Raw genomic sequence first — 21,546 nt, forward strand, 5'->3', positions numbered from 1 at the left:
GCTCTATTTTTGTTTCTGTGCGAAAAGCGCGAGCAGGTTCTCGATCGAGAACATTGCAATGCAGACGCTGGCAATAACCGGGATGCAGTAACGCAACGACTCGGGCAAACCGATAATTGGAATCCGGTCCTCAGCGGTGGCCTCGAACATCTGCAGACAGCCGAAGAAAACCATCACCGCAAATACGATCAGGCAAATATGCTGAAACGACGTGGCGATGAGTTGCCCTTTCGGCGGCAATTTCTTTACGAGCGAATCGAGACCGATATGGCCGCCTTCGCGCACCTTGAGCGCGGCGCCGAACATGGCGATCACGATCACCAGCAGGAGCGCGATGGGCTCGACGAAATCCGGTGCATCGCTGAAGACGTAGCGCATCACGACGCTGTAGATCACCAGCACGCTCAGCACGGCGAGACTCAACGACGCCACGACAACCAGCGCGCGGAAAAGAAAATCATTTGGGCGCTTCATGAATCGCATTGGACCCATCCTCGCATTCGACCGACCGGTCTTTAATATTCAGCAATCTGTTCGACTTCTCAGTTCGGAAGGCGCACAGCGGCAAGGCCTGCGAATCTTCTCGCAGGCCTTCACACCTTCACACCGCTGCATGGCTTCCGTTCAGGCGAGCCTTATTTGACTGACTGGATCTCGTCGACGAGTTGCTTCATTTGCGGGGTCTTTTCGTACTTCGCCCAGACCGGCTGCATCACCTTGACGAACGCGGCACGATCGATCTGCGTCGACGCGACGATGGTCGCGCCGCCCTTCGTGACCGTCTTGCTCGCGTCGGCTTCGCGCGCGGTCCACAGCTTCTGGTAGTACGGCACCGAGTCGGCCGCAGCCTTCTTGATGATGTCCTGCTCTTGCGGCGTCAGCGTGTCCCACACTTTCTTCGAGAACACGAGCACTTCTGGCGTCATCGAATGCTGGGTTTCGGAGTAGACCGGCGCGACTTCGAAATGCTTGGTTTCTTCGTACGACGGCAGGTTGTTTTCAGCGGCATCCACCAGACCCGTCTTCAGGCCCGTATAGACTTCGGCGAACGGCATCGGCGTGGGCGTGCCGCCCATTGCGCGGATTTCGTCGACCATCAGATCGGACGGCTGCACGCGAACCTTGAGGCCCTTCATATCAGCCGGCGTGTGAATCGGCTTCTTGGTGTAGATCGAACGCGCGCCGCTCTCATAGAACGTCAGCGCGATCATGCCCTTCGCCTTGAAGGCGTCGAGAATCTTCTGGCCTTCCGGGCCGTACATCACTTTGCGGAAATGGTCGATGTCGCGGAACAGGAACGGCAGCGACGGGATCATCGATTCCGGCACGATCTCGTTGAACGCGGCACCGTTGGCGCGCGCCATGTCCAGCGCGCCGATGCGCACCTGATCGATCGTGTCGTTTTCGGAACCCAGCGCGCTATTGCCGAAGACCTTCACGGAGTCTTTGCCGCCGGTTGCCTTGTTGATCTGTTCCCCCATGTATTTCACGGCCATGTTGGTCGGGTACGTGTCGCCATGCACGTCGGACACGCGGAACACACGCGCTTGTGCCGACACGGTGCTCAAGGCCAGCACCGAAGCCGCGACGATCAGCGAAACACGGGAAGAGGCAAACTTCTTATTCATCGTGAAATTCCTTGAAAAATTGACCATCCAATCGATTGCGGAAGGCCCGCTTGCGGGGTTACCCGCGGATGCGACATGGTTTTGCTGCGTCTCCCGGCTCGACGCTCGCCACCGTGCTGGGTCACGGGCGCTTTGCCATGCTGGTCTGTGCAACGTCCCCCGGCGCAGATGCTCAGCACTCCTGTCAGCCAACTCGACTCTTTTACTTTTGCTTCAACTGCATCGGCCTGCGTCTCGTTCAGACCGAAAATTCGAATTACAAAGAAAGGAATTCGTTTGGGCTTATACGTTGTACGACGACATATGAAGTCTATAAAACGCAGTTTGAGTTGTACAGACGGTATTTACCCGCACCACGAAGGCATCCGGCACGGTTGACCGATCGAACATGTGGCAAGCCCTTGAACCAGCTGGAGCGGCGCTGCCGCGGTGAAACCCATATGCGCCGCACAGCCGGTTTTCACAAAAGGAATGCGACACTATCGTAACCTTTACGCCACAAAGTTGTACGACGACCTATGAATATTCGAACACAAAAAAGGGCGCCGGACATGCGCGACATGTCCGGCGCCCTTCTCGTACAGGCTCCGCTTACAGTTCGGCCGCAAACTCCGGCTCGGGCAACCCGGTTACGCCAGGACGCACGGCGAACAGATGGCCGTCGTGCTCGCTCGCGTTCGCAGCGGGACGAATCGACGTGACGAACAGCGTATCCAGCTCGCGCCCACCGAAGGCACACATGGCCGGCTTGATGGCCGGCACGGCGATCTGCCGGTCCAGCTTGCCCTCGGGCGTGAAGCGCAGCAACAGGCCTGCGTCGTTCGCGCAAATCCAGTAACAACCGTCGACGTCCACCGCGGCGCCGTCGGGACGGCCCGCATGGTGATTCAGATCGGCAAACACGCGACGATTGCGCGGCTCGCCGGTTTCGACGTCGTAATCGAATGCCCAGATCTGCCTGCGCAACGGATGCGAGTCCGACAGATACATGGTCTTGCCATCCGGCGACCACGCGAGGCCGTTTTGCGTGATGAGTCCATCCACGACCGGCGTGGACAGCACGCCGCGCTCGTCGAAACGATAGAGCGCGCCGGCCGGTTTGGCCGCCGCCATGTCCTGCACCATCGTGCCGGCCCAGAAGCGTCCTTGCCGGTCGCAACGGCCGTCGTTGAAACGCATGTCGTCGCAAGCGAAGTCCGGTGCGGCGAGTTTGCGCCCTGTCACTTGCACGGCTTCGCCGTTGGCCGGGGACTCAGTCAGCGGGACCGCGAAGAGCCCGGTCTCGCAGCCGGCCAGCACCGTACCGCGATGATCGAACGCGATGCATGCCACCTTCTCAGGCAGCAGCCATTCAGAACGCTCGCCCGAATCGATCCGCAGGCGCACGATCTTCTGCGCGGGAATATCCACCCAGTAAAGGGCTTGCTCCGCGACGCGCCAAACCGGACTCTCGCCGACCGAAGCCGGCGCCTGCCCCGCTGCCTCGACCCGCTCCACGCGCGGGTTCGCCGCGGCGCTCACCGCTTCGGTTCCATCGGACCGGCGAGCACGAACGGGCCACCCTGGAAACGCTGCGTCGGATCGTCGAGATCGGCAGTGGGTGCCGTGACCGGAAAGAGATGCTCGAATTCGACCGAGCTGTCCCGCGGACGAAAACCGAGGAACGCGGCCTTGGTGTTATCCACCCATTTGGTCCGGTTATCCGACACGCCGTAGACGATCGCGTGACCCACGCGGTTGGTGAACAGCGAGCAGCGCACCAGTTCGATGAGGTCGCGAAAGCTCAGATACGTCACGAGCATGCGCGGATTCTTCGGCTGCTCGAACGACGAACCGATCCGCAGACACACCGTCTCCAGACCGAAGCGATCGAAGTAGTAACGCGACAACGATTCGCCGAAGCACTTCGTCACGCCGTACAGGCTATCCGGACGCAGCGGCGCGTCGATATCGACCACCTCCGTGACCGGATGAAAACCCACCGCGTGATTCGAGCTCGCATAGACGATGCGCTTCACGCCCTGCTTCTGCGCCGCCGAATAGAGGTTGTACAGGCCACGGATATTCGCCTGGAGCAAGTCTTCGAACGGCGCCTCGACGGAAATGCCGCCGAGGTGAACCACCGCGTCCACGCCTTCGAGCAGCGCGTGAACCGCGGCTTCGTCCGCGATGTCGACGATCGAGGCTTCTTCATGCGCCGCCACCTCGCCGAGCGGCGCGATATCCGTGATGCGCACGATATCGGCCCACGCGGCGAGCGCGCCGCGCAACTGCTTGCCGAGGTTGCCCGCCGCGCCGGTGAGCAGCAGGCGGCGGAAGGGTTTCTGTGCCGCGCTGCGGTCAGGGTTCGAGTCAGTCATGTTTCTATGTTGGTGTGAGTGTGCTCAGATCGAGCAAGCCAGCCGGATCAATCAGGTCACCGGCGCCGGATTGAACAGCGTCAACGCATTGTGGAGCTTGAGCTTCTCAGCGCAAGTTTCCTTGCGGCCGCTGGCGACGTCGAGCATCAGACGGAAGAGTTCCCAGCCCACCTCTTCGATCGTCGAGGCACCGGTCGCGATGGTGCCGGCGTTGATGTCCATCAGATCATGCCAGCGGCGCGCCAGATCCGAGCGCGTCGCAACCTTGATGACGGGCACTTCGGCGAGGCTGTACGGCGTGCCGCGGCCAGTGGTGAATACGTGCAGATTGATACCCGCCGCGACCTGCAGCGTACCGCAGATGAAGTCGCTAGCCGGCGTGGCCGCGTAAATCAGGCCCTTCTGTTTGACCTTCTCGCCCGGCGACAACACGCCGGAAATCGCCGAATTACCCGACTTGATGATCGACCCCATCGCCTTTTCGACGATGTTAGACAAGCCGCCCTTCTTGTTGCCCGGCGTGGTGTTGGCGCTGCGATCCGCGCCGCCGCGCTTCAGATAATCGTCGTACCACTGCATCTCGCGGATGATCGCCGCGGCGACCTCCGGGTTGGCCGCGCGCGCCGTCAGTTGATCGACGCCGTCGCGCACTTCGGTGACTTCGGAGAACATGACCGTGGCGCCGGCACGCACCAGCAAATCGGTCGCGTAGCCCACGGCGGGGTTCGCGGTGAGACCGGAGAATGCATCGCTGCCGCCGCATTGCACGCCGATCACGAGATCGGAAGCGGGACACGTCTCGCGGCGGCGATTGTTCAAACGCTTCAGATGACCGTCGGCCATCTTCATGATCGACTCGATCATCGACTGGAAGCCGACGTGCGATTCGTCCTGCAACACGACCACGTCGCCGTTCAGATCAGCCTCGATATCGCCGATGTCCGCGACTTCGGCGACATTCGCGGCCGCAGCGATCGGAATCGTGCCGGGCGGCATCAGGCGCTCGGGCTGCAGTTTTTCGCAACCGAGGCTGACCATCATCACCTCGCCGCCGAAATTCGGATTCAGGCTGATGTTGCGCACGGTACGGATCGGCACCATCGCGTCGGGCGCGTCGATCGCGACGCCGCAGCCATAGGTGTGGCCGAGGCTCACCACGTCGTCGACATTCGGATAGCGAGGCAGCAGTTCAGCCTTGATGCGCGTTACCGCGTGTTGGACCACGTCGGCCACGCATTGCACCGTAGTCGTGATGGCGAGAATGTTGCGCGAACCGACCGAGCCGTCCGCGTTGCGGTAGCCCTCGAACGTATAGCCCTCGAGCGGCGGCATTTCCGGCGCCTTGATCGTCGCGATCGGCAGATCCTCGAGTCCAGGCGGGCTCGGCATGCGAATCACGTGTTCGTTGATCCAGCTGCCCTTCGGCAACGCCTTCAGCGCATAGCCGATCACCACGTTATAGCGGATGACCTCGTCGCCCTCGGCCAGGTCGGCCAGCGCGACCTTGTGCCCTTGCGGCACGCGCTCGCGCAGCGCCAGACCATCGGGAAATACCGCGCCCTCGCCCAGACCGCCGTCGTTGACGACGATCGCGACATTGTCGTTGGGGTGAACACGAATGTAGAGCGGAGATTGTTCCATTGCATCGATCCTTATGGCGCGGTACGCCTGCTGCGCCGGCTATTCATACGTCATCCTACAACATGAAATATTGCGCAGACGTTCCGTATTTACCCTAGGGCAAGCATTATGCCGTGAAAACACCGTTGAGTTAGGCGTTTTGTTGTTGTACGATGACGTATAAGAAATCTCAATTCTCACTTAATTGAGCTTCCACAAACCATTCGACGCTCTGGATACAAATCATGACGACACCGCAGGAACTGAAGCAGATCGTTTCCGAAGGCCTCCTGTCCTTCCCGGTTACCGACTTCGACGAACAAGGCGATTTCCGCGCCGATACGTATGCTGAGCGCCTCGAATGGCTTGCTCCGTACGGCGCGTCGGCGCTGTTCGTCGCCGGCGGCACGGGCGAATTCTTCTCGCTCACGCACAACGACTATTCGAACGTCGTGAAAACGGCTACCGAAGTCTGCAAAGGCAAGGTGCCGATTCTCGCCGGCGCGGGCGGCCCGACGCGCGTCGCGATCGCCTACGCACAGGAAGCCGAGCGTCATGGCGCGAACGGCATTCTGTTGATGCCGCATTACCTGACGGAAGCCTGCCAGGAAGGCATCGCCGCACACGCCGAAGAAGTCTGCAAGTCCGTGCCGAACATGGGCGTGATCATCTACAACCGCGCGAACTCCAAGCTTAACGCCGATATGCTCGAAGGGCTGGCCGAGCGCTGCCCGAACCTGATCGGCTTCAAGGACGGCGTGGGCGAGATCGAGAACATGGTGTCGATCCGCCGCCGCCTCGGCGACCGTTTCTCGTATCTCGGCGGCCTGCCGACCGCTGAAGTTTATGCAGCGGCGTACAAGGCGCTGGGCGTGCCGGTGTATTCGTCGGCGGTGTTCAACTTCATTCCGAAGACCGCGATGGACTTTTACCGCGCGATTGCCGCGGATGACCACGCCACGGTCGGCAAGCTGATCGACGAATTCTTCCTGCCGTATCTGGCGATCCGCAACCGCCGCGCAGGCTACGCGGTCAGCATCGTCAAGGCGGGCGCGAAGCTGGTCGGCCACAGCGCCGGCCCGGTCCGCGCACCGCTGACGGATCTGACGGAAGAAGAAATGGGCAAGCTGGACGCGCTCATCAAGACGCTCGGCCCGCAGTAATCAGGCTGGCGTAACGGCAGCAATCGACACCCGGCGGCTGTGCGAACGACGGCCGCGTAGACGGCACCGTAAAGAGCGCCCGGGACGGCAACGTCGCCGGGCGTTTTTGTAGCGCCGCACCAGCATGGATCGAAAGGCCTGTGGCCGCTCATTGCGCCACGACGCCAGGGAGTCCGCTCCCACGCATAAAAAATTCAGGAGATGACCATGGAAATGAGCCGCACGGCCAGTGCCGCCCACGTCGCAAAGCGCACCCGAGTCCGCTACGGAATCCTGCTGCTGATCTTTCTGATCACCACGTTCAACTACGCGGACCGCGCAACATTGTCGGTGACCGGCTCGGCCATGCGCGCCGAGTTCGGCTTCGACGCGATCCGCATGGGCTACATCTTCTCCGCGTTCAGTTGGGCCTACGTGCTGTCGCAACTGCCGGCCGGCTGGCTGCTGGACCGCTTCGGCGCGCGGCGCGTTTACGCGGCGAGTATTTTCTTCTGGTCGCTTTTTACACTGCTGCAAAGTTCGATCGGCCTGCTGGGCAGCGCAGCGGCGGCCGTCACCGCGCTGTTCGTGCTGCGCTTCGCGATGGGCGCGGCCGAATCGCCGGCGTTTCCGGCCAACGCCAAGGTCGTGGCAAGCTGGTTCCCGACCAACGAACGCGGCACGGCGTCGGCCATTTTCAATTCGGCGCAATACTTCGCGGCGGTCGTGTTCACGCCGTTGATGGCGTGGCTCACCCACGCGTTCGGCTGGCACATGGTCTATGTCGTCATGGGCTCGATGGGACTTCTGCTCGCGCTCACCTGGCTGAAGGTGATGAAGAACCCCGCCGATCATCCGCGCGTGTCGCGTTCGGAACTCGAGTACATCGAGCAAGGCGGCGGCGTGGTCAACGGGCAGAAGAAAGCTCGCTCCGCCGGCAAGATCGAGAACACAGGCGGCTGGTCTCTGGTTCGCCAATTGCTGAGCAACCGCATGCTGCTCGGCGTCTATCTCGCGCAGTATTGCATCAACGTGCTGACCTACTTCTTCCTGACGTGGTTTCCGATCTACCTTGTCCAGGCGCGCGGCATGACGATTCTGCAAGCGGGTCTGGTGGCGTCGCTGCCGGCGATCTGCGGATTCTCGGGCGGCGTGCTGGGCGGCATTCTGTCCGATGGGCTGATCCGTCGCGGCCATTCGCTCACGGTCGCGCGCAAGGTGCCGATCGTCGGCGGCATGCTGCTGTCGGTGTGCATCATCGGCTGCAATTATGTGTCGACCGACTGGGTCGTCGTCGCGCTCATGTCGCTTGCGTTCTTCGGCAAAGGCATCGGCGCGCTCGGCTGGGCCGTGGTCGCCGATACGTCGCCGCGGGAAGCGCTCGGCCTGTCCGGCGCGATCTTCAATATGTTCGGCAACGTGGCCGGCATCGTGACGCCGATCGTGATCGGCTATCTCGTGGCGAAGACCGGCTCGTTCAACGGCGCGCTGGTGTTCGTGGGCATCAACGCTCTGCTCACGGTGTTCAGTTATCTCGTGATCGTGAAAGATATCAAGCGCGTTGAACTGCGCCCCAGCTGATCGCGCAGCGGTTATCGTACTTCTCTGCGGACGGCGAAATGAGCGCCGCAGCAGCGCGAAATGCAGGCTAGAAAGTGACTTCGGGGTCGCATCGGACGCCGGTCCGCAAATTGATAGGGCGTGGTTATAATCAGTCGTCAGACGACGGTATAATGAAACGCATGAAGTGTCTGCAACTATCTGATTCAAGGGGCGTTTTCGATGGCTACACCACTGGCATCCGCGGCACCGCCACGACGCGCGCGTAATCTTGCCGAGTTCGTCGTCAGCTACGTGACCGAGCAAATTGCGTCCAACGCCTTGAAACCCGGCGACAAACTGCCGACCGAATCGCAACTCATGGTCACGCTGAGCGTGAGCCGCACCGTGATTCGCGAGGCGATTTCGCGTTTGCAAGCGGGCAAGATCATCGAAACACGGCACGGTATCGGCAGCTTCGTGCTGGAGCCGCAGCGCGAAAAGCTCGGCATCGACATGGTGCCCGCCACCACCTTGCGCGACGTGTTGTCGATCCTGGAACTGCGCATCAGCCTCGAAACGGAATGCGCAGGTCTTGCCGCCCAGCGCGCCAAGCCGGACGACCTCGCGCGCATGCGCGCCGCGCTCGACGCGATCGAAGCCACGCGTCATAACGGGCTGGACAGCGTCGATGCCGATCTGCAGTTTCATATCTCGGTGGCGCGCGCCACCGGCAACCGCTATTTCGTCGACATCCTCACGCAAATGGGCAGCGCGCTGATTCCGCGCAACCGGCTCGACTCGGCCGGCATTGCGCGCGCGGAACCGGACGCGTATCTGTCGCTCGTCAATCTCGAGCACGAAAGCATTCTCGAAGCGATCACGCGCCATGATGCGGAAGGCGCGCGCGCGGCGATGCGTATGCATCTGTCCAATAGCCGCGAACGTCTGCGGCGGGCGAACGAAGCGGCTGAGGCGAATAGCTGATTCGCTTTACCTAGTTAGACGCAAAAGAAAATGGCCGGGATCGCTCCCGGCCATTTTTCATTTCACTGAACACCCGCCATTTAGCTGCGCGTGATCTCGCCATCGCGACGGCGCCACAGATCCAGCGGATTGCTGTCGGCCAGTGCTTCCGGCAACAGATCGGCCGGGAAATCCTGATAGCACACAGGACGCAGGAAGCGCTCGATCGACGTCGTGCCAACCGAAGTCGCGCGGCTATCGGAGGTAGCCGGGAACGGCCCGCCGTGCACCATCGCGTGCGACACCTCGACGCCCGTCGGGAAGCCGTTCACCAGAATCCGCCCGGCCTTGCGTTCGAGAATCGGCACCAGCTTCTTCGCCGACGCCAGATCGGCGCTGTCCATCTGCACCGTGGCGGTCAACTGGCCGTCAAAGTACTCGGCGACCGCCAGCAGTTCCTGCTCGTCCTTGCAACGCACGATGGTCGAGGCCGGGCCGAACACTTCGTCTTCCAGCGCCGGCGTGGCGAGGAACGTCTGCGCATCGGTCACGAACAACGCCGCGCGCGCCTGAGTCGGGCCGGTTGTATCGACACCGCGAGCCACGGCTTCCACGCCCTTGATCGCGGCCAGCTTACCCTCGCCTTCTTCATAGGCCGCGCAGATGCCGGACGTCAGCATGGTCTGCGCGGGCTTGCCGCTCAGTGCGTCGGACGCGGTAGCGACAAAGGTCTTGAGCGCGTCGCTGTCGACGGCAATCGCGAGGCCCGGGTTGGTACAGAACTGACCGGCGCCGAGCACCAGCGAATCGACGAAGCCACGGGCGATGCTTTCGCCGCGCGCAGCGAGCGCATTCGACAGCAGGAACACGGGGTTGATGCTGCTCATTTCCGCATACACCGGAATCGGCTCGGCACGCGCCGCCGCGACGCGCATCAGCGACGTGCCGCCCGCGCGCGATCCCGTGAAGCCGACGGCCTTGATCGCCGGATGCGCGACCAGCGCCTCGCCGACGGAATTGCCCGCGCCGACGATCATCGAGAACACGCCTTCGGGCAAGTCCATTTCCTGCGCGACACGCTGGATCACACGGCCGACCATCTCCGAAGTGCCGAGGTGAGCACGGTGTGCTTTCACCACCACCGGGCAGCCGGCCGCGAGCGCTGCCGCCGTATCGCCGCCCGCCACCGAAAACGCGAGCGGGAAATTGCTGGCGCCGAACACCGCGACCGGGCCGAGCGGAATCTTCTGCATGCGCAGGTCGGAGCGCGGCAGCGGCTTGCGCTCCGGCAACGGCGAGTCGAGCGTGGCGGCGAGCCACTGGCCGGCGCGCACGACCTGCGCGAACAGCTTGAGCTGGCCGGTGGTACGGCCGCGCTCGCCTTCGAGACGCGCCTTCGGCAGACCCGATTCCTGGTGCGCGCGTTCGATCAGCGCATCGCCCAACGCCGTGATGCCGTCCGCGATACGCTCGAGGAACTCGGCGCGCACCGAGAGCGGCAGTTGACGGTACGGATCGAACGCCTGCTGCGCCAACTCACACGCCTGCCCAACGAGCGCCACCGAGCCGCTGCCGAAAACCGGCTCCGCGATATCGGATCCCGTGGCAGGATTGAACGCATGCAATGGTTTTTCCTCGCCGCGCACCGCTTTGCGGCCGATCAGCATTTCGCCGGTAATTGTCATTTGCTTTCCTTGAGTGAAGGCTTAAGATATAGGTCATCCTACAACATTCCGAGACATGCGCGCAAGCTGAAACGCTTGCCTGGCGAGGAATTCGGGTTAACGTGACCATTACAATCAGCGAGGCCAGTGCTACTCTGCAATCAAGACATACGACGACCTATAACTTGTATGGAGCCGTCGTCGAAGCTTGCCCGATCCATTGCCGTGCGAGGAAACCAGCCCATGCCAGCCATCACACCTTACCAGCCCTTACCCAATAGTTTCCGCCGGGCAGTCCGCGGCGGTGAAACCCTGATCGGCTGCTGGGCGTCGCTCGCCAGCCCGATCGTCACCGAGCTGCTCGGCATTGTCGGTTTCGACTGGATGCTGCTGGACGCCGAGCACGCGCCGAACGACGTGCTCACGCTGATTCCTCAACTGATGGCGCTCAAGGACAGCGCCAGCGCACCGGTCGTGCGGCCGCCCGCCAACGACAGCGTGTTCATCAAGCGCCTCCTCGACAGCGGCTTCTCGAATTTTCTGGTGCCGTTCGTGGAAAGCGCCGACGACGCGGCCCGCGCCGTTGCCGCCACGCGCTACCCGCCGCAGGGCATTCGCGGCGTGTCGGTAAGTCATCGCGGCAACCACTACGCGACCGTGCCCGACTACTTTAGCCTCGCCAACGACAATGTCTGCGTAATCGTGCAGATAGAAAGCCGCAAGGCCGTCGACGCGATCGACGAGATTCTCGCCGTGGACGGCGTGGACGCCGTGTTCGTCGGCCCGTCCGACCTCGCGGCCGCTTACGGCCAGCTCGGCAACGCGAATCATCCGGACGTGCAGGCGGCGATCGCGCACGTGTTCGAACGCGCGCAGGCCGCGGGCAAGCCGAGCGGCATCCTCGCGCCGGTGCAGGCGGACGCCGAGCGCTATATTTCCATGGGCTGCCGCGTCGTCGCGGTGTGCGCGGATATGGGGCTGCTGAAAGGCGCCGCGCAGACGGTTCAGAAACACTTCATGCAGAAACAGGCGGGCCAGCAGTAAAGCGGCCGCCATGACATCTTCGGAGCATTCCATGCAAAAAGCAGGCTTTATCGGACTCGGCATCATGGGCAAGCCCATGGCCGCGAACCTTCTCAAGAACGGCGTCGCGCTGGCGGCGTTCACGCGCAGCGGCGTGCCTGACGATCTCGTCCAGGCAGGCGCCGTCGCGTGCGACAGCCCCGCCGCGGTGGGCGCGCAGGCCGACGTGATTTTCATCATGGTGCCGGATACGCCCGACGTCGAGCGCGTTCTGTTCGGCGAGCAAGGTCTCGCGAGCGTGTTGCGCGCGGGACAAACCGTGGTCGACATGAGCTCGATTTCGCCGATGGCCACCCGAGAGTTCGCGGCCCGCGTGCGCGAGAGCGGCGCGGACTATCTGGATGCGCCGGTTTCCGGCGGCGAAGTCGGCGCCAAGGCCGGCTCGCTCACCATCATGGTGGGCGGCGAAACCGCGACCTTCGATGCCGTCAAGCCGCTCTTCGACATGATGGGCAAGAACGTCACGCTGATCGGCGGCGTCGGCGCCGGCCAGGTGTGCAAGGTGGCCAACCAGGTGATCGTCGCCGCGACGATCGAGGCTGTGGGCGAGGCGCTGCTGCTCGCATCCAAGGCCGGCGTCGATCCGGCGCGCGTGCGTGAAGCGCTGATGGGCGGCTTCGCATCGTCGCGCATTCTCGAAGTGCACGGCGAACGCATGACCAAACGCACTTTCGATCCGGGCTTCCGTATCGAGCTGCACCAGAAGGATCTGAACCTCGCGCTCTCGACCGCGCAATCGCTCGGCGTGTCGCTGCCGAACACCGCCACCTGCCAGGCGCTGTTCAACGCGTGCGTGGCGCACGGTGGCAAGGCGTGGGACCACTCGGCGATGGTGCGCGCGCTCGAATTCCTCGCCGATCACGAGATTGGCCAGAAACCCGCCTAAGCCGCACGCCGCTTTTTGATGCGCCGCTCCGCTTGCCCTGGAAGTTAGCAAGACGCAGCGGCGCATTCGTGCGTTCGCCCGCTTCGCCGTGAGTTGAGAAAAGTTGCATCGTCTTCATAGGCGGAGCTTTTTACAAATATTAAGGATACCTTACGTAAACAAACGGCTTCGATGACCTGCATCTGCATTCCAAAAGTAGCAGCGATTACTGACAACGCCCGCAAAGGGCAAGGAGACATCCGTGGCAAACATAGATAAAACCAGCGGCAAGCGGGCAACATCGAAAACACCCGGCCAGGCTGAACCGAATTCGCCCGGCCGCCGCGCGTTTATCGTGCTGGCAGGAACGTCGGCGGGCGCGACACTGCTCGGCGGTCTGTCCGCTTGCGGCGGTTCCGTCAATGGCGGGACAACCACGCCGCCGGTCGTGCAGGATCCGATCTGGGGCACCTCGGGCGCCGCGGCACAGATCATCGCGTCCCTGCAAGGCATTACCCAGTCGATGTTTCCCACCCGCGATTTCGTGGTCACGCAGTACGGCGCCGTACCGTGCGCTGTCGTCGCCGCGACCAATCCGTACACAGGCTCGGCATCGGTCGCGAGTCCCGGTTCGAACCAGACCAACGCGGCAGCGTCGTTCGACTCGCGCCCCGCGTTTCTCGCTGCAATCCAGGCCTGCAACGCCGCGGGCGGCGGACGCGTGGTCGTGCCGGCGGGCACGTGGTACTGCGCCGGACCAATCGTGCTGCTAAGCAACGTGAACTTCCACCTCAGCGCGAATTGCACGATCTACTTCAGCCCGAACCCCGCCGATTACGCGAAGGACGGCCCGGTTGCGTGCGGCGCCAACGGCAATCTGTTCTACAGCCGCTGGCAGGCGAACGATTGCCTGAACTACGGCTCGCCGGTGTACGCGCGCAATCAGACCAACATCGCGCTGACCGGCGAAGACGCGACCTCGGTGCTCAACGGGCAAGCCATGACGCCGTTCGCCGGCAGCGGCAACACCGCCACGTGCTGGTGGACCTTCAAGGGATCGAATGGTGCGTACGGTTGCGTGAATTCGTCGACGCCATCGCAGGTGTATCTGAATCCGAAGAACGTCGATCTGAATACCGCCGCACCGGGCATTTCCGATGCGCTGTATGCGCAACTAACCAGTCCCACGACACCCTGGCAGGAGGACCAGAACTATCTGCCCGCTCTTTCCGAAGCCGGCGTGCCTATCGCGCAGCGCGTCTTCGGCATTGGGCACTACCTGCGTCCGTGCATGGTCGAGTTCATCGGCTGCACGAATGTGTTGATGGAGAACTACACCACCAACAACACGCCGTTCTGGCAGCATCATCCGACCGATTGCAAGAACGTCGTGATTCGCGGGGTGACGACCAACAGCATCGGCCCGAATAACGACGGCTTCGATCCGGACGCATGTAACAACGTGCTGTGCGACAGCGTCACGTTCAACACTGGCGACGACTGCATCGCGATCAAGTCGGGCAAGGATCTGGATACGCAATACGGCCCCGCGCAGAATCACGTGATCCAGAACTGCATCATGAACAGCGGCCACGGCGGCATCACGCTCGGCAGCGAAATGGGCGGCGGCGTGCAGAACATCTACGCCCGCAATTTGCAGATGCTGAATCAGAATTGGGCGACCAATCCGCTGAACATCGCGATTCGCATCAAGACGAATATGAATCGCGGCGGCTTCGTGAAGAACTTCTATGTCGATACGGTCACGCTGCCGAACGGTGTCAGCCTGAAGGGCGCGGGCTACGGCAGCGCGTTGCTGAGCGGCAGTCCGATCAACGCCACGGTGCCGCTCGGCGTCGTGACGGCGAGCGCGGCCAATCCGTCGGCGGCACAGGGCGGGCTGATCACGTTCGACTGCGACTATCAGCCGGCGAACGACGCCATTCGAATCCGTGCGGCAGTCGTGCAGAACGTGAACATCTCGAACGTGACGGCAAGCAACGTGACGCTCAACGGCGTGACCGGCTCGTGCTTTCAGGCGATCGTCGCGCAAGGACCCGTCGCGTTCGATTACAACGGCGCGGCCCCGACGCCGACCATTCCGCCGATCAGCGGTGTGACGATCTCGAACTGCAATCTGGGCACGGCGGTTTCGGCCGGACCCGCGAGTGCGACGACGCCTGGACCGATCTACGCGTACAACGTGAACGGCATTACGTTGAGCAACGTGGTGATCGGCGCGACGACTTACAACACGACGGTCGTCGATAAGCGTTAAGCAGCAAGCCGTTGAACGGCCGGGCGAAGCGCGAGCTTCGTCCAGCCGTGAAGATTCAGAACACGCAGCGAACAAGGCAAAAAAATGGCGACGCCCGAAAGCGCCGCCATTTCATTTTCCGGCCCGACAGATCAGCATCCGGAATTCACTGCAACCAAGTAGGACTCATTTGGCCACGGCACTCGCCGGCGTCCAGCGCGGCTCGGGCGTCTTGTCGGCGCTCTTCGCCAGCAGACAGACCACACCGGCCGCGATAATATCGAACACCGCCAGCACCACGAACAGCGGGCTATACCCGATCTGCGTAACCAGCACGCCGAACAGCGCAGTGAACGCAGCCGCGCCCAGATAACCCGCCATGCCGCCCATGCCGGTCGCCGTCGCGACCTCGTTCTTGCCGAACATATCGGACGTGATCGCGTACAGCGCACCCGACAAGGTCTGATGCGCAAAACCGCCGACGCACAGCAGCGCCACCGCCACATAAGGACTCGCCACGAGGCCCACGCAGGCCGGTCCTATCATGAACAGCGCGCCGACCACGAACACCATCTTGCGCGACGTGAACAGCGACACCTTGGCGTACTTGTGAAACAGCGGGCTGAGATAACCGCCCAGCACGCAGCCAATGTCGGCTGCGAGAAACGGCATCCAGGCATACAGCGCGACTTCCTTCAGGTTCATGTGACGCTCGGTCATCATGTACAGCGGAATCCACGCGTTGAAGGTCTGCCATGCCGGCTCGGACAGAATGCGCGGAATGCCGATCGCCCAGAAATCGCGGCTGCCGAGCATGGCGATCCAGTTGCGCCTGGCGGCGCCCGCGTCGCTGTGCTTCGCTTCCTGACCGCTGAGAATGTAATCGCGCTCAGCATCGCCCAGCAGCTTCTGATTGCGCGGATGCTTGTAGAGCACCATCCACACCACGCTCCACACGATCCCGGCCACGCCGACTATCACGAAAGCCAACTGCCATTCGCCGTGCAGCAACGCCCACACCACTAGCGGCGGCGCCAGCAACGCGCCGATCGACGAGCCGATGTTGAACCAACCGATCGCGACCGAGCGCTCCTTGGCGGGGAACCACTCGCTCGTCGCCTTGACGCCGGCCGGAATGCCAGCCGCCTCGGCGATGCCGAGCAGGCCGCGGAAGAACGCGAGGCTGCGCCAGCCCGTCGACCACGCCGCCGCGGCGCACGCCAGCGACCAGGCGAGCGCGAACGCCGCGAAGCCGATCTTCGTGCCGACGGTATCGAGCAGGAAGCCCGCCACCGGCTGCATGAATGCATAGCAAAGCTGCCATGCCACGACCACGTGCGCATACTGCTCGGTGGTGATGTGGAGGTCTTTCATCAACGTCGGCGCCGCGACCGACAGCGTGTTGCGCGCGAGGTAATTGATAATGAGCCCGGCCGCGACCAGACTGACCATCCACCAGCGGATGCCCTTGATCTTCATTGCTGCGTCTCCTCGTAATCCTGAACGGCTCAAACAGGCCGCGTGGCGGAAGCGGCCGAGCCCTCCGCTGCGGCGTCATCGCGCGAATAATCGATACCCACGAAGCTGCCGCCCTGGAAGCGCTGGCCCAGCGCGTCGAGCGGATTCGGCCGCGCGAGGATTTCTTCGGCGTAGAGCTCGGCATCCTGCGTCGGCTGATAGCCCAGACGTTCGGCGCCGCTGTTGTCCCACCAGCTGCGCGTGTTGGCCGAGACGCCCCAGATGGTCAGGAAACCTACGTTCTCTGCTTCGACGCAACGGTCGAGGAAATGCAGCAGATCGCGGTGACCAAACCAGGTGCTGAGATGCCGCGGCTCGGTCGGCCGTTCGAGACAACTGCCGATGCGCACGCAAACACTCTCGATGCCGTGCTTGTCCCAATACATTCTGGCGAGCGCTTCGCCCCACACCTTGCTCAGTCCGTAAAAGCCGTCCGGGCGCAGTTCGCAATCGAGGCTCAGATGCTCGGTGACCGGATACATGCCGATCGCGTGATTGGAGCTGGCGAACACGATGCGCTTCACGCCTTGCCGGCGCGCGCCTTCGTACACTTCGACGAGTCCGCGCAGATTGTTTTCGATGATCTCGGGCAGCGGACGCTCCACGCTCGTGCCCGCGAAATGAATCAGGACGTCGACGCCTTCCAGCAGACGATCCACGACCGCCGGATCGCGCAGGTCGCCGTGCATCACGTCCTCGCCGTCGACGAGCGGCACAAGGGCCTTCGAGCCCGCCGCCGAACGCAACGGCGTGCCGCGCGCGATCAACGCGGCGCGCACCACGGAGCCTAGCTGGCCACCGGCTCCACTCAGAGCAATCTTCTTCATAAGGTTCCTTTCCTGCGCCGCGCGCGATCGAACTGGGGTACAGCACTCGCTTCTGTTGTGACGCCAGTGTCTGCCGAGCTAGCGATAGTTGTACGATAACGTACTATCGGCGATGCGAGACCGGATTTCAATTAGGCACTTACCCTTATGCCGGCATCGTGATATCGAGATTTTTCTGACAAAACAATCAACTACGTTTGCATGATTTATGCGACATCGTATGACTGCAAGTACGTATTTTGCTTGAAATCCGCGATGTGATGACCGTGTCCGCCGGCCTCGCGCAAGACGCCCACAAGCGCGTAGACTTGATGCGCTCACTCTTAAGCCGCCCTGCCGCCGCGATCCGGCGCAGCGCCCTTTTCGATTCATCACTTAGCGCCGCACGCCACCATGCTCACTGCCCACTGTTCCGTGCGTTCCGTCGCCCTGCCGGCTGAATCAGGCGTCGCGCGTTTGTACGACGCGCCGGACCTCGCCGACGCGTACGCCGTCCGCCTGCCCGAGAATGCCATCGACGATCCGGAATTGCTCGCGCGCTTCGTGTTCGCGCATCAGGCGGGCTGGATCGCGAAGCTGATGAGCGTGCGCGATGCGATCGTCGCGCGTGTCGGCTTGAAGACTGCCAGGCAGTTACGCAGCATCAAGGATCCTGCCGCAGCAAGGGAGCGCCTCGACATCTTCAGGATCTACACGCGCAGCGCGCACGAGATCATCCTTGGCGAGAACGACCGTCATCTCGACTTCCGGGTTTCACTGCTGCAGCAGACCCGTGGCACGCGTGAAGACCGCTCGCGCTATCTGATCCTGTCGACCGTCGTGCATTGCCACAATCGGCTCGGCCGTTTCTATATTCTCGCGATCGCGCCGTTCCACCGGCTGGTGGTGCGCTCGTCATTGCGGCGAGCGGCGCGGATCGGCTGGCCGACCGCCTGAAGCGGCTCGAACCGCGGGCGTGCACGGCCCGCGGTTCAGTTTCGAGTGCGCCCGGGCGCGCGTGCTTGTTCGCGACCCGCCGCACTCGCGGCATCAACACATCACCGAAGCATCGCGTTACAACCCGATGAACTCCAGCAGGTCGCCGTTCACCTTGGCGGCCTCGACGGTGCACATGCCGTGCTGGCCACCCGGATACACCTTGAGCGTGGCGTTCTTCACGATCTTCGCGGTCAGACGGCCGGCTGCATCGATCGGCACGATCTGGTCGTCGTCGCCGTGCAGCACCAGGGTTGGCACGTCGATCTTCTTCAGGTCTTCGGTGTAGTCGACTTCGGAGAACTGCTTGACACAGTCGTAAAGCCCCTTGATCGAGCCGGCCATGCCCTGGACCCAGAACGAATCGATCACGCCTTGCGACACCTTTGCGCCCGGCCGGTTGTAGCCATAAAACGGCAGCGCGAGATCCTTGAAAAACTGCGAGCGATCGTCTTCCACACCCTTGCGGATACCGTCGAACACATCGATCGGCGTGCCGTTCGGATTGCTCTCGGTCCTTAGCATCAATGGCGGCACCGCGCCGATCAGCACGGTCTTCGCGACGCGTTGCGTGCCATGGCGGCCGATGTAATGCGCGACTTCGCCGCCGCCCGTCGAATGGCCGACGAGCGTGGCGTCCTGCAGATCGAGGTGTTCGATCAGCGCCGCGAGGTCGTCGGCGTAGGTGTCCATGTCGTTGCCGTCCCACGTCTGCTCCGAGCGGCCATGTCCGCGCCGGTCATGCGCGATCACGCGAAACCCCTTGCTGCCGAGAAACAGCATCTGCGCGTCCCAGGCATCGGCGCTCAATGGCCAGCCGTGCGAAAAAACGACCGGGCGACCCTTGCCCCAGTCCTTGTAGAAAATGCTCGTACCGTCTTTCGTCTTGATCGTGCTCATCTGCTGACTCCTTGTAGTTGAAGTCTGCCGTTGCCGGCAGGTGGATGAAGCGTGGCTTCTCGAACCATTCGCGCGGCACGCGACATGAAGCTCATTCAGGCACCGCATGCGCTGCACCACACGTTAATGACGGATTCGCGACGCGCCGGGCCGTCCGGCCGTTACGTCGGCTATGACTATTCGAAGCGAATAACGGGAAAAAATGCTGGACTGGCCACGCGGCGTGCACGCGTAAGGAGCATGCTCTCTTTTGAAAAACGCTGCCGTCTGGCTGACTGCATGGTATGAGCAAACGGGCTTATTGGCTAGCCGCCGCGCGCATGGAAAGTCGGTTCGGACGGAGGGATTGTCGGTTGATGGCGAGCCAATCCAATTGCGAACATCGCCTTGCCGATCGAACCGCCATGTAAGCGCGGTGGCTGCCGCGGGAAAACCGCAAGCTCGGGTCAGACGCGTACTCGAACCCGTCCCCGCGACAATGCTGCAGCGCGGTCGATTGCCGCAGTTGCACAGTCAAAGCGCAGAGGCGCCCGCATCGTGCTCAGCAAGAGCGATCAGAAAAACTTGATATCCATCAACGGTTTGCCATCCCAAAAAAGAAAATCGCCACAAAACAAGGTGGTTCTTTGACGCACGTCGCGTCGCAGCAAAAAAATCGACCATCCCCTACGCTTGCGCCATCTGCCCAGCGCAGTGCGCACCGACAACGGTCGACGCGCGTAGTCCGCCCTCGCGGACCCCACGCACTTCAAGCACGTCACGCTCATGAACTCCGCTCTATCGGCATTCGATCTCGCCCGCATCCAGTTTGCGTTCACCGTCTCGTTCCACATCGTGTTTCCGGCGCTCAGCATCGGCCTCGCCAGCTTCATCGCGGTGCTCGAATGGCGCTGGCTGAAAACCCGCAAGCCGTACTACAAAGACCTTTGTCTGTTCTGGTCGAAGATCTTCGCCGTGGCCTTCGGCATGGGCGTGGTTTCCGGCGTGGTGATGAGCTATCAGTTCGGCACCAACTGGTCAGGCTTCTCCAGTTTCGCCGGCCCTGTCACCGGTCCGCTGTTGATGTACGAAGTGATGACCGCGTTCTTCCTCGAAGCGGGCTTCCTCGGCATCATGCTGTTCGGCTGGCAGCGCGTCAGTCCGCGCGCCCACTTCGGCGCCACGCTGATGGTGGCGATCGGCACGCTGATTTCGACCTTCTGGATTCTCGCTTCCAATAGCTGGATGCAAACGCCGCAAGGCTTCGAAGTCGTCAACGGCCGCGTCGTGCCGCTCGACTGGTTCAAGATCGTTTTCAACCCGTCGTTTCCGTACCGGCTCGCGCATATGGCGCTCGCGGCGTTCATCGTCGCGGCGCTGGTCGTGTCGGCGGTGGGCGCCTGGCATCTGCTGCGCGGAAGGCGCGATCCGGCCGTCAAGAAAATGTTCTCGATGGCGCTCTGGCTTCTGCTGATCCTCACGCCGATCCAGGCGTTCGTCGGCGATCAGCATGGTTTGAACACGCGCGAATATCAGCCCGCCAAGATCGCGGCGATCGAAGGTCTGTGGGACACCGAGAAAGGCGGCACCGCGCTGAACCTGTTCGGCATTCCCGACATGCAGGCGGAAACCACGCGCTACGCCGTGTCGATTCCGCATCTCGGCAGCCTGATCCTCACGCATAGCTGGGACGGCGAAATTCGCGGCCTTAAAGAATTCCCGCCGCAGGACCGGCCGAACTCGACGGTGGTGTTCTGGAGTTTCCGCATCATGGCCGGCCTCGGCGTGCTGATGATCCTGATGTCGGTGGCCGCGTGGGTGCTGCGCCGCCGTGGCCGCCTGTTCGAATCGAAGTGGTTCCAGCGCGTCGCCGTGGCAATGGGACCGACGGGTTTCATCACGCTGCTGGCCGGCTGGGTCACCACCGAAGCGGGCCGTCAACCGTGGGTCGTGTACGGCGTGATGCGCACCTCGCAAGCCGTGTCGCCGCTCACCACGCAGCAGGTCGGCATTTCGCTGATGACCTTCGTGGTGGTGTACTTCCTCGTGTTCGGCACCGGCGTCTACTACATGCTCAAGCTGATGCGCGCGGGTCCCGCGCTGCCCGGACACACGCCGCACGAAGCGCCGGCGCGCCTGCCGAACCAAACCGCGCGCCGCCCGCTTTCCGCCGCCGATCACATGATCGACGCCGCCTGAACCACCCTGCTTCATCAGCTACTT

General features: G+C 62.5%; 17 protein-coding genes. 8 read left to right on the top strand and 9 right to left on the bottom strand.

Annotated elements, in window-relative coordinates; genetic code table 11:
• Positions 1 to 3: 3 nt before the first annotated feature.
• The 5 genes from B0G75_RS24845 to garD form a co-directional block, all read right to left on the bottom strand.
• Positions 4 to 483, bottom strand: a complete 480-nt coding sequence (locus tag B0G75_RS24845) for a TRAP transporter small permease (protein ID WP_106311749.1) — start codon at positions 481 to 483, stop codon at positions 4 to 6.
• A 152-nt stretch (positions 484 to 635) separates the two neighbouring features.
• Positions 636 to 1,628, bottom strand: coding sequence for a TRAP transporter substrate-binding protein (locus tag B0G75_RS24850; protein ID WP_106311751.1), 993 nt, complete (start codon positions 1,626 to 1,628; stop codon positions 636 to 638).
• Positions 1,629 to 2,219: 591 nt separating this feature from the next.
• Complete coding sequence (locus B0G75_RS24855; protein WP_106311753.1) at positions 2,220 to 3,149, bottom strand: SMP-30/gluconolactonase/LRE family protein; 930 nt, start codon at positions 3,147 to 3,149, stop codon at positions 2,220 to 2,222.
• The gene (locus B0G75_RS24860) at positions 3,146 to 3,988 is read right to left on the bottom strand and encodes an NAD(P)-dependent oxidoreductase (protein WP_106311755.1); all 843 of its coding nucleotides are present in this window, start codon (positions 3,986 to 3,988) and stop codon (positions 3,146 to 3,148) included. The genes B0G75_RS24855 and B0G75_RS24860 overlap by 4 nt, the downstream gene beginning before the upstream one ends.
• Before the next feature lie 51 nt (positions 3,989 to 4,039).
• Complete coding sequence (gene garD / locus B0G75_RS24865) at positions 4,040 to 5,629, bottom strand: galactarate dehydratase (protein WP_106311757.1); 1,590 nt, start codon at positions 5,627 to 5,629, stop codon at positions 4,040 to 4,042.
• Between the two features lie 224 nt (positions 5,630 to 5,853).
• Here garD and kdgD point away from each other — a divergent pair, with 224 nt between their 5' ends.
• The 3 genes from kdgD to B0G75_RS24880 all read left to right on the top strand — a co-directional run bounded on the left by kdgD (position 5,854) and on the right by B0G75_RS24880 (position 9,276).
• The gene (gene kdgD / locus B0G75_RS24870; RefSeq protein WP_012426741.1) at positions 5,854 to 6,771 is read left to right on the top strand and encodes a 5-dehydro-4-deoxyglucarate dehydratase; all 918 of its coding nucleotides are present in this window, start codon (positions 5,854 to 5,856) and stop codon (positions 6,769 to 6,771) included.
• 207 nt (positions 6,772 to 6,978) lie between these two features.
• Positions 6,979 to 8,331: an MFS transporter gene (locus B0G75_RS24875; RefSeq protein WP_106311760.1), complete on the top strand. Its 1,353-nt coding sequence runs from the start codon at positions 6,979 to 6,981 to the stop codon at positions 8,329 to 8,331.
• Between the two features lie 201 nt (positions 8,332 to 8,532).
• A complete protein-coding gene (locus tag B0G75_RS24880; protein WP_054040224.1) occupies positions 8,533 to 9,276 on the top strand; it encodes a FadR/GntR family transcriptional regulator in 744 nt (247 codons plus the stop codon).
• An 80-nt stretch (positions 9,277 to 9,356) separates the two neighbouring features.
• On the opposite strand, the gene B0G75_RS24885 is transcribed toward B0G75_RS24880, so the two are convergent.
• On the bottom strand, positions 9,357 to 10,940 hold the full coding sequence (locus tag B0G75_RS24885) for an aldehyde dehydrogenase (NADP(+)) (protein WP_106311762.1): 1,584 nt from the start codon (positions 10,938 to 10,940) through the stop codon (positions 9,357 to 9,359).
• 222 nt (positions 10,941 to 11,162) lie between these two features.
• On the opposite strand from B0G75_RS24885, the gene garL reads away from it, so the two are divergent.
• The 3 genes from garL (at position 11,163) to B0G75_RS24900 (ending at position 15,145) form a co-directional block, all read left to right on the top strand.
• Positions 11,163 to 11,963 (top strand): 2-dehydro-3-deoxyglucarate aldolase, encoded by an 801-nt coding sequence (garL, locus tag B0G75_RS24890; RefSeq protein WP_106311765.1) that lies wholly within the window; start codon positions 11,163 to 11,165, stop codon positions 11,961 to 11,963.
• 31 nt (positions 11,964 to 11,994) lie between these two features.
• The gene (locus B0G75_RS24895) at positions 11,995 to 12,888 is read left to right on the top strand and encodes a 2-hydroxy-3-oxopropionate reductase (protein ID WP_258194669.1); all 894 of its coding nucleotides are present in this window, start codon (positions 11,995 to 11,997) and stop codon (positions 12,886 to 12,888) included.
• Positions 12,889 to 13,138: 250 nt separating this feature from the next.
• Positions 13,139 to 15,145: a glycoside hydrolase family 28 protein gene (locus B0G75_RS24900; protein ID WP_374956918.1), complete on the top strand. Its 2,007-nt coding sequence runs from the start codon at positions 13,139 to 13,141 to the stop codon at positions 15,143 to 15,145.
• Positions 15,146 to 15,310: 165 nt separating this feature from the next.
• Here the strand turns inward: B0G75_RS24900 and B0G75_RS24905 are convergent, their stop codons facing one another.
• The gene (locus B0G75_RS24905) at positions 15,311 to 16,603 is read right to left on the bottom strand and encodes an MFS transporter (protein WP_106311774.1); all 1,293 of its coding nucleotides are present in this window, start codon (positions 16,601 to 16,603) and stop codon (positions 15,311 to 15,313) included.
• 29 nt (positions 16,604 to 16,632) lie between these two features.
• Positions 16,633 to 17,469, bottom strand: a complete 837-nt coding sequence (locus tag B0G75_RS24910) for an NAD(P)-dependent oxidoreductase (RefSeq protein ID WP_106311777.1) — start codon at positions 17,467 to 17,469, stop codon at positions 16,633 to 16,635.
• Positions 17,470 to 17,862: 393 nt separating this feature from the next.
• Between B0G75_RS24910 and B0G75_RS24915 the strand changes: the two genes are divergently transcribed.
• Positions 17,863 to 18,405 (top strand): DUF2867 domain-containing protein, encoded by a 543-nt coding sequence (locus B0G75_RS24915; RefSeq protein WP_106311780.1) that lies wholly within the window; start codon positions 17,863 to 17,865, stop codon positions 18,403 to 18,405.
• Between the two features lie 117 nt (positions 18,406 to 18,522).
• Here B0G75_RS24915 and B0G75_RS24920 read toward each other — a convergent pair whose 3' ends face one another.
• Positions 18,523 to 19,344 carry an alpha/beta fold hydrolase gene (locus B0G75_RS24920; protein WP_106311783.1) on the bottom strand — a complete coding sequence of 274 codons (822 nt, stop codon included), beginning with the start codon at positions 19,342 to 19,344 and terminating at the stop codon, positions 18,523 to 18,525.
• Positions 19,345 to 20,109: 765 nt separating this feature from the next.
• Here B0G75_RS24920 and B0G75_RS24925 point away from each other — a divergent pair.
• Positions 20,110 to 21,522: a cytochrome ubiquinol oxidase subunit I gene (locus B0G75_RS24925; protein WP_106311786.1), complete on the top strand. Its 1,413-nt coding sequence runs from the start codon at positions 20,110 to 20,112 to the stop codon at positions 21,520 to 21,522.
• Positions 21,523 to 21,546 lie beyond the last annotated feature (24 nt).

Source organism: Paraburkholderia sp. BL18I3N2, assembly GCF_003001875.1.
Lineage (GTDB): Bacteria > Pseudomonadota > Gammaproteobacteria > Burkholderiales > Burkholderiaceae > Paraburkholderia > Paraburkholderia phytofirmans.